The 15,012-nt window shown below is 53.5% G+C and carries 11 protein-coding genes; 6 read left to right on the plus strand and 5 right to left on the minus strand.

All coding sequences use genetic code 11. From position 1 onward, the window contains the following. The first annotated feature begins 84 nt into the window (after positions 1–84). Positions 85–2,061: an alkyl/aryl-sulfatase gene (locus OGY35_RS20535; RefSeq protein ID WP_286633295.1), complete on the plus strand. Its 1,977-nt coding sequence runs from the start codon at positions 85–87 to the stop codon at positions 2,059–2,061. 40 nt (positions 2,062–2,101) lie between these two features. Here OGY35_RS20535 and pptA read toward each other — a convergent pair whose 3' ends face one another. Both pptA and OGY35_RS20545 read right to left on the minus strand, forming a co-directional pair. Next, positions 2,102–2,329, minus strand: coding sequence for a tautomerase PptA (pptA, locus tag OGY35_RS20540; protein WP_286633296.1), 228 nt, complete (start codon positions 2,327–2,329; stop codon positions 2,102–2,104). Between the two features lie 65 nt (positions 2,330–2,394). Continuing rightward, positions 2,395–3,399 (minus strand): LacI family DNA-binding transcriptional regulator, encoded by a 1,005-nt coding sequence (locus OGY35_RS20545; protein WP_152404628.1) that lies wholly within the window; start codon positions 3,397–3,399, stop codon positions 2,395–2,397. Between the two features lie 317 nt (positions 3,400–3,716). Here OGY35_RS20545 and OGY35_RS20550 point away from each other — a divergent pair, with 317 nt between their 5' ends. Then, the gene (locus tag OGY35_RS20550; protein ID WP_042318970.1) at positions 3,717–4,913 is read left to right on the plus strand and encodes an L-talarate/galactarate dehydratase; all 1,197 of its coding nucleotides are present in this window, start codon (positions 3,717–3,719) and stop codon (positions 4,911–4,913) included. Between the two features lie 71 nt (positions 4,914–4,984). Continuing rightward, positions 4,985–6,295, plus strand: coding sequence for an MFS transporter (locus tag OGY35_RS20555; RefSeq protein ID WP_286633297.1), 1,311 nt, complete (start codon positions 4,985–4,987; stop codon positions 6,293–6,295). A 101-nt stretch (positions 6,296–6,396) separates the two neighbouring features. On the opposite strand, the gene OGY35_RS20560 is transcribed toward OGY35_RS20555, so the two are convergent. After that, a complete protein-coding gene (locus tag OGY35_RS20560) occupies positions 6,397–7,014 on the minus strand; it encodes a glutathione S-transferase family protein (RefSeq protein WP_152404626.1) in 618 nt (205 codons plus the stop codon). A gap of 402 nt (positions 7,015–7,416) precedes the next feature. Between OGY35_RS20560 and OGY35_RS20565 the strand changes: the two genes are divergently transcribed. Both OGY35_RS20565 and ansP read left to right on the plus strand, forming a co-directional pair. Then, complete coding sequence (locus OGY35_RS20565) at positions 7,417–8,958, plus strand: methyl-accepting chemotaxis protein (protein WP_152404625.1); 1,542 nt, start codon at positions 7,417–7,419, stop codon at positions 8,956–8,958. A gap of 227 nt (positions 8,959–9,185) precedes the next feature. Beyond that, positions 9,186–10,628: an L-asparagine permease gene (gene ansP, locus OGY35_RS20570; protein ID WP_286633300.1), complete on the plus strand. Its 1,443-nt coding sequence runs from the start codon at positions 9,186–9,188 to the stop codon at positions 10,626–10,628. A 175-nt stretch (positions 10,629–10,803) separates the two neighbouring features. On the opposite strand, the gene yncE is transcribed toward ansP, so the two are convergent. After that, positions 10,804–11,865, minus strand: coding sequence for a 7-bladed beta-propeller protein YncE (yncE, locus tag OGY35_RS20575; RefSeq protein ID WP_286633301.1), 1,062 nt, complete (start codon positions 11,863–11,865; stop codon positions 10,804–10,806). Positions 11,866–12,129: 264 nt separating this feature from the next. On the opposite strand from yncE, the gene pqqU reads away from it, so the two are divergent. Then, the gene (gene pqqU / locus OGY35_RS20580) at positions 12,130–14,250 is read left to right on the plus strand and encodes a TonB-dependent receptor PqqU (protein ID WP_286633302.1); all 2,121 of its coding nucleotides are present in this window, start codon (positions 12,130–12,132) and stop codon (positions 14,248–14,250) included. Between the two features lie 56 nt (positions 14,251–14,306). Here pqqU and OGY35_RS20585 read toward each other — a convergent pair whose 3' ends face one another. Continuing rightward, positions 14,307–14,972, minus strand: a complete 666-nt coding sequence (locus OGY35_RS20585) for a GntR family transcriptional regulator (RefSeq protein ID WP_152404620.1) — start codon at positions 14,970–14,972, stop codon at positions 14,307–14,309. Between the last annotated feature and the right edge of the window lie 40 nt (positions 14,973–15,012).

The raw sequence follows: 15,012 nt of genomic DNA on the forward strand, positions 1-15,012 counted from the left end.
TACCTCAAATCTTCACCTCGAAAAGCACGTGCACCTGCGTTTTCCCATAAGAATGCCCTCCATTTCGATAAGAGAGGTTTTACAATGCAACTCAATACCATCGCCAGGAGTTTACTCCTTGCCGGGCTGTTAACGTCTTTTTCTCTCCCGCTTATTGCTGCTGAAGCGCCTAAAGAAGCCACTGCCGCCACGCAACAGGCGAACAATGCGCTCTATAATCAATTGCCCTTCTCCGATAACACCGATTTTACCGACGCCCACAAAGGCTTTATCGCCCCCATTCCCCAGGAGGTAATTAAGGGCGAACAAGGCAATGTTATCTGGGATCCTCAGCAATATGCGTTCATTAAAGAAGGCGATAAATCTCCCGACTCAGTAAACCCCAGCCTCTGGCGTCAGGCACAGTTGATTAATATCAGCGGTCTGTTTGAGGTAACGGAGGGCGTTTATCAGATCCGAAATCTTGACCTGTCGAATATGACGATTATCGAAGGTAAAGAGGGCATCACCGTTGTCGATCCGCTGGTTTCCGCAGAAACGGCAAAAGTGGGCATGGATCTGTACTTTAAGAACCGGAGTAAAAAACCGGTTGTGGCGGTGATTTACACCCACAGCCATGTTGACCACTACGGCGGCGTTCGCGGCGTGGTTGATGAAGCCGATGTGAAATCAGGCAAGGTGAAGATCTACGCCCCTGCCGGATTCATGGAGGAAGCGGTATCAGAGAATATCATGGCCGGGAACGTGATGAGCCGCCGCGCCAGTTATATGTACGGCAACCTGCTGAAACCGGATGTTAAAGGCCAGGTCGGCGCGGGTCTGGGCACCACCACCTCCGCCGGTACGGTGACGCTGATTGCCCCGACCGATTACATTACTAAGACCGGGCAGAAAGAGGTGATTGACGGACTGACCTACGATTTTCTGATGGCGCCAGGTTCCGAGGCCCCTTCCGAAATGCTGTGGTATATCGAAGAGAAGAAAATCATTGAAACGGCGGAAGATGTCACCCATACCCTGCACAACACCTATTCCCTGCGCGGTGCCAAAATTCGTCAGCCCCTGCCGTGGTCTAAATACATCAACGAAGCGCTTAATCTGTGGGGCGATAAAGCCGAGATTATCCTCGCACAGCACCACTGGCCAACCTGGGGCAATGACAATGTGGTCAAGCTGCTGAAAAGCCAGCGAGATTTGTATCGCTATATCAACGACCAGACGCTGCGAATGGCGAACCAGGGGTTAACCCGCGATGAAATCGCCGCAAACTTTACCTTGCCGCCCTCGCTTGCGAATACCTGGGCTAACCGTGGTTACTACGGTTCGGTCAGCCACGACGTGAAGGCGACCTATGTGCTGTATCTCGGCTGGTTTGACGGCAACCCGGCGACCCTGGACGAGCTGTCGCCGGAAGAAGGCGCGAAGAAATTTGTCGAGTACATGGGTGGCGCCGATGCCATTCTGCAAAAAGCAAAACAGGACTACGAACAGGGCAACTATCGCTGGGTCGCGCAGGTGGTCAGCAAAGTTGTCTTTGCCGACCCGAACAATCAGGCGGCGAGGAATCTGGAAGCGGACGCGCTGGAACAGCTGGGGTATCAGGCGGAATCTGGCCCGTGGCGTAACTTCTACCTGACCGGCGCGCAGGAACTGCGTAACGGCGTCGTCAAAGGGCCAACGCCGAATACCGCCAGCCCGGATACCGTGCGCGCGATGACGCCAGAGATGTTCTTTGACTATCTTGCCGTCCACGTTAACGGCCAAAAAGCGGCAGATGCCAAAGCGGTTCTCAACTTCGATTTCGGTGACGACGGCGGCAAGTACAAAGTCGAACTGGAAAACGGCGTGTTGAACCACACCGCGAACGTGGAAGACGCCAATGCTGATGCCACGATCAGCCTGTCGCGTGATGCGTTGAACCGCATCGTGTTGAAAGAAGAAACGCTGAAAGAAGCGACGGATAAAGGTGACGTAAAAATCACCGGCAATGCGGATAAACTGAACGAACTGCTTGGCTATATGGATAAATTTGAGTTCTGGTTCAATATCGTCACGCCGTAATCCGACGTCGCCCGGTCAGCCTTCGCGACCGGGCGTTTTATTACATGCTGTAGCCTGGCTTTTTAATCAGCACGTCCATCTGCGGTGCAATCTCGCTATCCCATACGTCCTGCCACGCTTCTTCAGGAACTTCAGTCAGCGCCACGCTCACCGAGCGCGCTTTGCTTTTCAGATGACGAACGATCGTCTCAGTAATCTCTGAGGCCAGCGCCGCTTTTTGTTCATCAGTCAGGTCGCGCGGAAAACATTTAATATCAACGTGTGGCATTGCAGGTTCCTTATTATCAGTGTGAGGATAAAAACGAGCACAGTTGTGAATACGCCAGTGTCAGTTTATGCGGACTCCCGCTCAATAAGGTGAAAACCGATATCGATAATGGCCTCTTCCACTGCCGTTTGTTCAATGCGATTCGCCAACAGCGTGGCGGCTCGCTGACCAATGGCGCGACGGTCAACGCTGACGGTGGTGATCGACGGACGATTACTGGCGGCAAAATCGAGATCGCCAAAACCGATGACCGCTAAATCCTGCGGAATACGTAATCCACGGCTTTCCGCTTCCATCATCGCGCCCTGCGCCAGGGTGTCGGAACTGCAGACAATTACGTCGAATTCCCCTTCGCTGAAGAGTTGCGTGAGTCCGCTGCGTCCCAGCGACAGCGATGCAGGGAGCGGCACATCGACCTGCGGCACATCATGAATATCATGGCGTGCCAGAACGCTGCATAGTCCCTGCTTACGCTGACCGGCGCGGCGATCGGCCGTCCACAGCAAACCGGGACGACGATACCCTTTACTTAGCAGATACTCGCCGGTGGCCTGCCCGACTTTTTCATGAGAGAAACCGACCAGCATATCAAGCGGCGTTGGCGTGAGATCCCAGATTTCGACCACCGGAATAGCCGCGTTGAGAATCACTTTTTTCAGTTCGCTGGTGTGGTGGATGCCGGTTAACACTACGCCGTCCGGACGCCGGGAAAGCAGTGTTGCCACCAGCTCCGCTTCCGTCTGCTCGGTATACCCCGCCACGCACAGGAGAATATGATAGCCGCGCCTTGCCAGTTCATCGCTCAGCGACTGGATAGTATCGACGAACATGTTGTTGTTGATCTGCGGCACCACAATGGCAATCAATTTACTGCGCCGTGACGCAAGACCTCCCGCCAGCGCGTTGGGAATATAGCCGGTCGCCCGCACCGCCTGCATCACTTTCTCAACCGTTTTAGGCCGCACCAGTTGCGGCGTATTGAGCGCCCGACTCACCGTCATGGGCGACAGTCCAGCACTGCGGGCAACATCTTCCAGCGTCGGCGCGCGAGGTGGTTTTGTGCTCTTCACTGTGGATGCCCCTGCAAAATTCACTGATTTATCTGTGCATTATTCATCATGCCGGTGGCTATTGCCAGCTTCTGACCAGGAAACGCCGCAAATACAGCAGCTTACTTTCCCCCTCGCACAATGAAATGTTAGCGCCATCATTCAATGTTGTGCATTTTACCAGATTGTTTTGGATCGTGACCTGTTTTGCAGGAATTCCCCTTTTTTATTCGCCATATGTGATCGATTGTTCAATTCAACATCAACTCTCTGGATTAATTTCTGCCATAAGAATAGAAATGTTAGCGCAATCATTTTACATCAATCAGGAGAATGACATGTCCTTAAGCGCGAATTCTGACGCCGTAACCTATGCCAAAGCAGCCAACGCCAGAACGGCAGCGGAAACCGGCGATCGCATCGAGTGGGTGAAGCTGTCACTGGCATTTCTGCCGCTGGCGACCCCGGTGAGTGACGCCAAAGTGTTAACCGGTCGCCAGAAACCGCTGACCGAAGTGGCGATTATCATTGCCGAGATCCGCAGTCGCGATGGATTTGAAGGCGTCGGCTTCAGCTATTCAAAACGAGCTGGTGGTCAGGGCATTTACGCTCATGCCAAAGAGATCGCCGACAACCTGCTGGGTGAAGATCCGAATGACATCGATAAGATCTACACCAAGCTCTTGTGGGCAGGCGCATCCGTTGGCCGCAGCGGAATGGCGGTTCAGGCCATCTCCCCTATCGATATCGCCCTCTGGGACATGAAAGCCAAGCGTGCTGGCCTGCCGCTGGCTAAACTGCTGGGCGCGCACCGGGATTCCGTGCAGTGCTACAACACCTCCGGCGGTTTCCTGCATACTCCACTCGATCAGGTACTGAAAAATGTCGTGATTTCACGCGAAAACGGCATCGGCGGAATCAAGCTGAAAGTGGGTCAACCCAACTGTGCCGAGGATATCCGCCGCTTAACCGCCGTTCGCGAAGCGCTGGGCGATGACTTCCCGTTGATGGTCGATGCCAACCAACAGTGGGATCGTGAAACGGCGATCCGCATGGGGCGCAAAATGGAGCAGTTCAATCTTATCTGGATTGAAGAGCCGCTGGACGCCTACGATGTTGAAGGTCACGCTCAGCTTGCCGCCGCGCTGGATACGCCCATCGCCACCGGTGAAATGCTCACCAGCTTCCGCGAGCACGAACAGCTGATTCTGGGGAACGCCAGCGACTTCGTCCAGCCAGACGCTCCTCGCGTTGGCGGTATTTCACCGTTCCTGAAGATTATGGATCTGGCCGCGAAGCACGGGCGTAAGCTTGCGCCGCATTTTGCCATGGAAGTTCACCTGCATTTGTCCGCCGCCTACCCGCTGGAGCCGTGGCTGGAGCATTTCGAGTGGCTGAACCCGCTGTTCAACGAACAGCTTGAACTGCGCGACGGTCGCATGTGGATCTCCGATCGCCACGGTCTGGGCTTCACCCTGAGCGAGCAGGCTCGCCGCTGGACCCAATTAAGCTGTGAATTTGGCAAACGCCCCTGATGACACTGGCGGGAATCATTCCCGCCCTCTTACCTTACAGAACGCTTTCTGCCCTTACCGAGGAGTAGAGAATGAGCACAATGATAAAGCGCACCAAAGTGCGTTACAGCATTCTTATATTTTTATTTCTTGCCACTGTATTTAATTATGCCGACCGGGCAACGTTATCCGTCGTCGCGCCGATTATGAGTAAGGAATTAGGCTTTGACCCGGAAGCAATGGGACTGGCTTTTTCTTCTTTTGGTATTGCCTATGTGATAATGCAATTACCCGGTGGCTGGTTATTAGACCGCTACGGCTCGCGTCTGGTATATGGCTGTGCGCTGATCGGTTGGTCGCTGGTGACCATGTTTCAGGGCACCATCTATCTGTACGCCAGCCCCCTGATTGTCCTGATTATTCTGCGTTTATTGATGGGCGCAATCGAAGCGCCTGCCTTCCCGGCAAACAGTCGCTTAAGCGTACAGTGGTTCCCGAATAATGAGCGAGGTTTTGTCACCTCGGTTTATCAGGCAGCACAGTATATCTCGCTGGGGATTATTACCCCGCTGATGACCATTATTCTGCATAACCTGAGCTGGCATTTTGTCTTTTATTACATCGGTGCGATTGGCGTTATTCTCGGCGTCTTCTGGTTAATTAAAATCAAGGATCCGATGCACCATCCCAAAGTGAATCAGCAGGAGATTGACTATATCCGCGAGGGTGGCGGTGAACCGATGCTTGGCAGTAAAAAGGAGCCACAGAAGGTCTCGTTCGCCCAGATCAAAAGCGTCTGCGTCAACCGGATGATGATCGGTGTCTACATCGGGCAGTTTTGCGTCACCTCTATCACCTGGTTCTTCCTGACCTGGTTCCCAACCTACCTGTACCAGGCCAAGGGGATGTCGATACTGAAAGTGGGTTTTGTCGCCAGTATCCCGGCGATTGCCGGATTTATCGGCGGCCTGCTCGGTGGCGTCTTCTCCGACTGGTTGCTCAAACGCGGCTACAGCCTCACCATCGCGCGTAAACTGCCGGTGATTTGCGGCATGCTGCTCTCCTGCGTGATTGTTATCGCTAACTACACCTCTTCGGAGTTCGTGGTCATTGCTGCGATGAGCCTGGCCTTTTTCGCCAAAGGGTTTGGCAACCTCGGCTGGTGCGTCCTTAGCGATACGTCGCCGAAAGAGATGTTGGGCATCGCGGGGGGGGTCTTCAATATGTGCGGCAACATGGCAAGTATCGTCACTCCGCTAGTGATCGGCGTAATTCTGGCCAATACCCAGTCGTTTGACTTCGCCATTCTGTACGTCGGCTCAATGGGGCTCATTGGCCTTATTTCCTACCTGTTTATTGTTGGACCGTTGGATCGCATTACGCTAACCCCGTCTGCTGCCTGATAGTCCCTATGGCGAAGACTTCGCCCCGCTGTTCCGGGATTGCACTCCTCGGAACAGCGTTTTTTTATTGCGCTTTCACCCGCTGCCAGTGTCACCTTCTCTCAGATGATCTCATTGTTTTTCAGCACCTGGCGTAATTCTGCCCGCTGACACACGGCGTCCGCTATCGCGCTGATATTCGGCGTATTGTCCTGAAACCAGTCATGACCTGGCCCCCAGGTGCGCATCACGCACAGATAACAATCAAGCAGGGTTAACTGCTCGCCGAAGGCATACGGTTCGGCGCTCAGTTGGTCGTTCAGCCAGAGGTAGAGTGATTTACGGTATTCAATACAGTTCTTTTTCAACTGTGCGGGCGCATCAGGAACCCAGCGTTCCGGATAGTCAGCGTAGGTATATGTCGGATAGATATTAGCCACCAGCCAGATTAACAGGCGCTGAAACTGCTGGCGCTCTGTACTTCCAACGGGCGGAGCCAGATCGGGGCGACGATCGAGTACCATCAGCGCGATGGCTGCCGTTTCGGTCATCACCTCACCATTTTCAAGCGTCAGCGTCGGTACCTGGCACAGCGGATTGATTTTTTTCAGCAGATCGCGCTGCGGCCCTTCACTGTCAAAACCGCTGATATCAATAAAACGATACGGAATGTCCGCCAGCGTAAGCATTAATTCGCCGATCGCTGACCCCCACCCTGGCGCCCCATAAACCTTAATCATACTGCCTCCTGCAGGTTAAAACTCTAAGTGTAGAGTAACCTGCATTTCTGGCATGGCTTTCTGAACGTTCCTGCCAACCGCTCCCTACAAAAATTAATAGGTCAGTAAAACGAATGATCTTAACCGCAATTGAACGACCCTATTTTCTTTTTGGCATCGTTTTATTGGTTAGATTTTACTTAAGAGAACACCCTGTACTTTTCAGGTTGCGCAGTTGTATTTATTTTTCATTTTACTGACATCTCATTTTAATTAAAGCGTGTAAATTTCATTTTAAATACTTTCGTCATTCTTATGTTTAGTAGAGAATGCAGCATTCTAAATACATCAATCTCTATTATCCGTCTGCCCGGGCTGACGGATTTTTGTGTTTATTCCGCACAGTATCACCAGGAGTCTTTCATGAGAAGTAACATTCCCGTTACACAGAAAGAGTTTTTACTTAACGAGAAAGCGACGCTCTTATCTACAACGAATACGCAAAGCCATATTACCTATGCGAATTCAGCGTTTATCGACGCCAGTGGATTTGGCGAAAATCAACTGATGGGCGAACCGCATAATATCATTCGTCATCCGGATATGCCGCCTGCCGCCTTTGCTGATATGTGGTTTACCCTGCAACAGGGCGACAGCTGGACCGGCATGGTCAAGAATCGTCGTCACAATGGTGACCACTACTGGGTTCGCGCCAACGTTACCCCCGTCTGGCATAACGAACAGTTAACCGGATACATCTCGGTACGCACTGTTCCTGCGCGTCAGGAAATTGAGCAAAGTGAGCAGCTTTATCAAAAGATAAATAATAACAATTTCAAGGGCCATCGATTATTTAAGGGCATTATTATTCGCCGTGGCATCCTGGCCTTTTTATCCGCGTTTAAATGGTTATCCATCCGTCAACGTGTCAATTATGCTATTGGTGCCAGTCTGTTTCTCGCCTTGGCTATTATTTTCTTAGCGATTAATCCGCTTATTCAGGCAGGCGCGTTTACCCTCTTATTTCTGCTGCTGGCTATTTACCTTAAGTATCAAATTTGTCATCCGGTTAAACAGATCCTGTCGCAGATGCAGAAAGTGGTCGCCGGGCGAAAACCCGACAGCATTCATTTAGATCGCGTCGATGAACTGGGGATGATGATGCGTCTGGTTAATCAGGCCGGATTAAATCTGAATTCACTGGTAGACGATGTCAGTACCCAAATTGCCGGTATTCAGGAGATCAGTACCCGCGTCAGTCAGGAAGGCTCGGCGCTGCATAAGCGCTCCGAAGAGACCTCGGCCAACCTGCAACAAACCGCGGCCGCGATTGAAGAGATAGGCAGCGCGGTGCAACAAACGGCAGATACCGCCGCACAAACGATGACGATGGCGGACAGAACCAGCGCTAACGCCAGCGAAGGGGGCGACTTCATGAAGCAGACGATCGGCATGATGCAGTCGATTTCCCGCGATAACGGGCAGATCGTCGATATCATTGGCGTGATCGACAGTATTGCTTTCCAGACCAATATCCTCGCGCTTAACGCGGCGGTTGAAGCCGCCCGCGCCGGAGAATCCGGACGCGGATTTGCAGTCGTTGCCGCTGAAGTACGGAATCTGGCGCAGCACTCCGCGTCGGCCGCCAAAGAGATTGCGTCGCTGATTGAGAAGAACGTCGCCAACGTCAACGCCGGGGTGAGCATGGTTGAGCAGACGGAAACCCATCTGACCGGGATGATCGACGACGTGTTCCAGATGTCGACCATGATTAAAGAAATTGGCCTTGCGACGCGCGAACAGACGCAGGCGCTGGAACTGATTAACGATTCTATCTCCCGCATTGGCACCATGACCGATAACAATGCCGCGATGGTGGAAAGCGTCAGGGACGCCGCTGGCAATCTTTCCGGGCGCTCCTCACGCCTGCAACAGGCGGTACACGTCTTCGGCACCTCCGCCTGATCCCCTCCCGCTCTGGCTGTTCAGAGCGGGTTCTCACTTCAGTTCTGGTTGATTATTACGCAATCTGACCATTCGGAATGGACTATTTTGCACCGTTTATTATTTGCAGGTAGGATGCTCCGCCGGTGGTGTTATCCCTACCCAGAATGACGGGAAGCACCCCCTGCGTCGCAGCAGGTGGTTGCGACGAAAAGTTCGACTTATCAGACAGGTAAACAGGTAACGTAATGAATACACAAGAGACAACGGTGTCGGAGCAGCACGCGGCGAAACGACGTTGGTTGAATGCCCATGAAGAGGGTTATCACAAAGCGATGGGCAACCGTCAGGTCCAGATGATCGCCATCGGCGGCGCCATTGGAACCGGGTTATTTTTGGGGGCTGGCGCACGCCTGCAGATGGCGGGTCCGGCGCTGGCACTGGTCTATCTGGTCTGCGGGATCTTCTCGTTCTTTATTCTGCGCGCGCTGGGCGAACTGGTTTTACACCGCCCTTCCAGCGGCAGTTTCGTCTCATACGCCCGTGAATTTCTCGGCGAGAAAGCCGCCTACGTCGCAGGATGGATGTACTTCATCAACTGGGCAATGACCGGCATTGTCGATATCACCGCCGTCGCGCTGTATATGCACTACTGGGGCGCGTTTGGTGACGTTCCGCAATGGGTCTTTGCGCTCGGCGCGCTGGCCATTGTGGGTACCATGAACATGATCGGCGTGAAGTGGTTTGCCGAAATGGAGTTCTGGTTTGCACTGGTCAAAGTACTGGCCATTGTCCTCTTTCTGGTGGTCGGGACGATTTTCCTCGGCTCGGGTAAACCGCTGGACGGTAATGCCACCGGCTTTCATCTGATTACCGATAACGGCGGATTCTTCCCCCACGGCCTGCTGCCAGCGCTGGTGCTGGTGCAAGGGGTGGTCTTTGCCTTTGCTTCTATCGAACTGGTGGGAACCGCCGCTGGCGAGTGTAAAGATCCGCAGACGATGGTGCCAAAAGCCATCAACAGCGTGATCTGGCGTATCGGCCTGTTCTACGTCGGGTCCGTGGTGCTGCTGGTTCTGCTGTTGCCATGGAACGCCTATCAGGCAGGACAAAGCCCGTTTGTGACCTTCTTTTCGAAGCTCGGCGTTCCTTACATTGGCAGTATGATGAACATCGTCGTACTGACTGCCGCCCTCTCCAGCCTGAACTCCGGTCTTTATTGCACCGGACGCATTTTGCGCTCAATGGCGATGGGCGGCTCAGCCCCCAAATTCATGAGTAAGATGAGCCGTCAACATGTGCCCTATGCGGGGATTCTGGCGACGCTGGTGGTGTATGTTGTCGGGGTTTTTCTCAACTATCTGGTCCCGTCACAGGTCTTCGAAATCGTGTTGAACTTTGCGTCGCTGGGGATCATCGCCTCGTGGGGTTTTATCGTGGTTTGCCAGCTGCGCTTGCGTCAGGCCATCAAAGAAGGGAAAGCCGCCGACGTCAGCTTCAGGCTGCCTGGCGCGCCGTTTACCTCGTGGTTAACGCTGCTGTTTCTGTTGAGCGTTCTGGTGCTGATGGCGTTCGATTATCCGAACGGAACCTGGACCATTGCTTCTCTGCCGCTGATTGCCATCCTGCTGGTCGCCGGCTGGTACGGCGTGCGTAAACGTGTGGCGGAAATACACCGCACCGCGCCATAAATAATAAGGCCTGCACTTTCGGGCAGGCCTTCTCAGATTGCACCTTCATGTATCTGCCGGGTGACGGCTTCGCCTTACCCGGCCTACGACACCCCTCAGGCGTAGGCCTGATAAGCGAAGCGCCATCAGGCGGTAGTCTAAGCGCCGGTGCCCGACATCACCGCCCTCTGGCGTCTTACAGGGCGATGCGAATCACATCATCCGGTTCAGAGGCTTCTTTCTCGCGAGTGGATTTCTGTTTCACGCTCACGTACAACGTTTTGCCATCGGCTGACAGCGCCAGGCTGTTCGGGAAGGTCGGCGTATCAAACGTTTTCACGACTTTGTAACTCTTCGCATCAATCACGCTCACTTTACCCGCCTGACGGTGCGTCACATAGACTTCATTGCGCGTCGGGTTAAACAACACAGCCAGCGATTCCGGCGCGGCGATTTTCGCCAGCACGTTGCCGTTACGGGTATCAACGACCAGCACTTCGGTCGCTTTTGAGTCGGTAACAAATGCGCGATGACCGGCAGTATCGAGGCTCAGGTTAATAAAGAAGTGCTCTTTACCGTCATCCAGCAGTTTTTTACGGCTGAGGATTTTGTTGGTGGCGGTATCGATGGTAATGAATTCGCCATCGGCATTAGTGGTGTACAGACGTTTCGCCTGGCTATCGATCGCCAGACCGGTGCTCATCTTACCGGTATTCTGGATAGTCTCTTTCAGCGCAATTTTTTCGCCATCAACTACCCAAATCACGCTCTCTTTGCCAAGACCGCTGATATAAACCGTGTTGGTGGCTTCATCGGCAACCAGTTCACGCGGCTGCAGCGGACGCACGTCTTCTGAGCGCTTACGGGCATCGAGGACCAGTCGCCCTTTCACTTCACTCGTTTTCGCATCAATGGCCGTCACCGCGCTGTTCACCGTGTTGCCGAACCACAGCGTCTGGGTCGCATTGTTAATGGTGGCGCCAAACGGCTTGAGATCGTTATGGATGGCCTGCGTGACTTCCAGCGTCACCGGGTCAAGACGATAAACGATGCCGCCTTTGTCCAGCTTGCGGCTCTGCGAGGTAGCCAGCCACAGCGCGTTTTCCTGCTGGCTGTAAGCCATTTCGTAGGCACCTTTGCCCACGCCTTTACGCAGCATTTCTTCTGCGGCCTGGGCGCTGAATGACGAAGCAACCAGCAGCGAACCTAACAGCAATGAACTCCGCAGGCGCGGTGAAAACAGATGACGAAAATGCATGACGACTCCCTTTGATAAATCGCTATTTTTGCTGCTTCACATCGCTTCAACGAGCAACATCATGGTATTGCTCTTTTTTATAGATGGGAATGGTAATCATTATTCATGTGAATGTGGAGCATTTATTCGCATTCTGGCTACAATCTTCTTAATTTCTCCATCAATTATTAACGCATCGTGCCGTTAAAATTTTCATACTTTTACAAATCTATTAACATAGAACTTACATGCCGCTGGGTACGTTCAATTTAACTGGCCTTTTTCATGAAGATTATTTCCGCACGACATACCGCAGTTCCCGCACTTTTTCTCCCGCTCGTGTTCTCATCGCCGCTGATGGCTGATGACTCGACCGATGCCCAGACGATGATCGTCAGCGCGTCACCCCAGGCGATATCAGAGCTGGATACGCCAGCAGCCGTCAGCGTCGTTGACGGCGATGAGATGCGTCTGGCAGCGCCGCGCATCAACCTGTCAGAATCGCTGACCCGCGTGCCGGGACTTCAGGTACAAAACCGGCAAAACTATGCGCAGGATTTGCAGATTTCACTACGTGGATTCGGCTCCCGTTCCACCTATGGCATTCGCGGCATCCGTCTGTATGTGGACGGTATTCCCGCCACCATGCCGGACGGTCAGGGGCAGACCTCGAACATTGACCTCAGCAGCGTGCAGAACGTTGAGGTGCTGCGCGGCCCCTTCTCTGCGCTGTACGGCAATGCCTCCGGTGGCGTGATGAATGTCACCACCCAAACCGGTCAGCAGCCGCCGACAATAGAAGCGAGCAGCTATTATGGCAGTTTCGGTAGCTGGCGTTATGGGCTGAAAGCCACGGGCGCGATGGGTGATGGCACCCAGCCAGGCGACGTGGATTACACGGTCTCCACCACCCGTTTCACCACGCATGGCTATCGTGACCGCAGCGGCGCGCAGAAAAATCTGGCGAACGCAAAACTGGGCGTACGCCTCGATGACGACAGTAAACTGAGCCTGATTTTTAACAGTGTCGACATCAAAGCCGACGATCCGGGTGGTCTCAGCGAAACGGAATGGCGGGAAGATCCACGGCAATCCCCTCGCGCTGAGCAATACAACACGCGCAAAACCATCAAACAGACCCAGGCCGGATTGCGCTATGAGCGCCAGCTCAGCGCGCGGGATGACATGAGCGTCATGATGTACGCCGGAGAGCGCGAAACCACGCAGTACCAGTCCATTCCCATCACGCCCCAGCTTCGCCCCTCTCATGCAGGCGGCGTGATCGCTCTGCAGCGTCATTATCAGGGCATCGACAGTCGCTGGACGCATCGTGGTGAACTGGGTGTCCCCGTGACCTTCACCACCGGTTTGAACTACGAGAACATGAGTGAAAACCGTAAAGGCTATAACAACTATCGCCTGAGTAACGGTGTGCCGGAGTACGGACAAAAAGGCAGTCTGCGCCGCGATGAACGCAACCTGATGTGGAACGTGGATCCTTATCTGCAAACCCAGTGGCAGTTGACCGACAAACTCTCGCTGGATGCCGGCGTGCGCTACAGTTCAGTGTGGTTCGATTCCAACGATCGTTACGTCACGCCGGGTAATGGCGATGACAGCGGTGAGGCCAGCTACCATCAGTGGCTGCCTGCCGGCTCGTTAAAATACGCCTTAACCGATGGGTGGAACGTCTATCTCGCCGCAGGCCGTGGCTTCGAAACGCCGACCATCAATGAGCTTTCCTATCGCGCTGACGGACAAAGCGGGATGAATTTTGCGCTCAAACCCTCAACCAACGATACGGTGGAAATCGGCAGTAAAACCCGGATCGGTGACGGGTTGCTGACGGCGGCGCTCTTCCAGACCGATACCGATGATGAACTGGTGGTCGATTCCAGCAGCGGGGGGCGCACGACCTATAAAAATGCCGGTAAAACGCGCCGCCAGGGCGCGGAACTCGCCTGGGATCAACGCGTTGCCGGAGACTGGCGGTTCATCGCGTCGTGGACCTGGCTGGATGCCACCTATCGCAGTAACGTGTGTAGCGACCAGAACTGTAACGGTAACCGGATGCCCGGCATCGCGCGGAACATGGGGTTCGCCTCGCTGGGATACGTTCCTGATGAAGGCTGGTATGCGGGTGCCGATGCACGCTATATGGGCGATATCATGGCCGATGATGAAAATACCGCGAAAGCGCCGTCTTATACCGTCGTCGGCCTGAATACCGGGTATAAATTTAGCGTCAGCCGTCTGACGGTAGATGTGTTTGGTCGCGTCGATAACCTGTTCGACAAAGAGTATGTCGGCTCGGTTATCGTGAATGAATCGAATGGCCGCTACTACGAACCTGCGCCAGGGCGAAACTATGGCGTTGGTGTTAACCTGGCCTGGCATTTTGAGTAAGGCTGATTATTAATGCCGCACTAGCGGGGATTTTCCCCGCTATATTTTAGCTATGCTTAATAACTATATTGCTGTTTAATTACCACTACATTTTTATGTATCAGGTCAATTAAACAATGACGGCTGGCGTCTTTATTTCCGGTCGCCATCACGCGTAGCAATTCCTGATAATGTCCGACGTTGTGCTGATAGGCTTCCTGCTTTGCCATATCATAAAGAAAATGCAGGCTCGGCCCCATGCGCACCCAAAGCTGTTCGATCATTTCGACAAGCGTGGGCATATTGGCAAACTGGTAAATTTTGAAGCGCAAGGCCCGGTTTGCCAACAGCCGGTCTTCTATCGTACCGCTCTCGTGAGCCTGCTGATAGTCCGCCAGAAGCGCATGCAGAATACCCATTCGTTCTGGCGTGGCCTCGCCCGTCGCCGCCATCACCGCCATACCTTCCAGTTCACAGCGGATATGAACGATCTCGCTAAACCTCGTCATTGTGATATCCGGAACCATAAACGCCTGTGCGGGCGCGATAGCCAATGCGCTTGAGGAGACCAGCCGTAGCAGTGCTTCCCGGACCGGGGTGATGCTGATCCCCAACTCCTGTGCGATATTTTTGGTGATAAGCCTGGCGCCCGGACGTAAAGCACCAATGCTTAATTTGTCTTTTAATCCTCTTTCAACTTGTGTAGTCAGACTTAAATGTTGCGTTTTTTCCATACCAGGCATTCTATTTCTTCACCTCATAACTTAACCAATCGCAATTAAG

The sequence above is a fragment of the Citrobacter sp. Ct235 genome (genome assembly GCF_030332305.1).
GTDB lineage: Bacteria > Pseudomonadota > Gammaproteobacteria > Enterobacterales > Enterobacteriaceae > Citrobacter_A > Citrobacter_A telavivensis.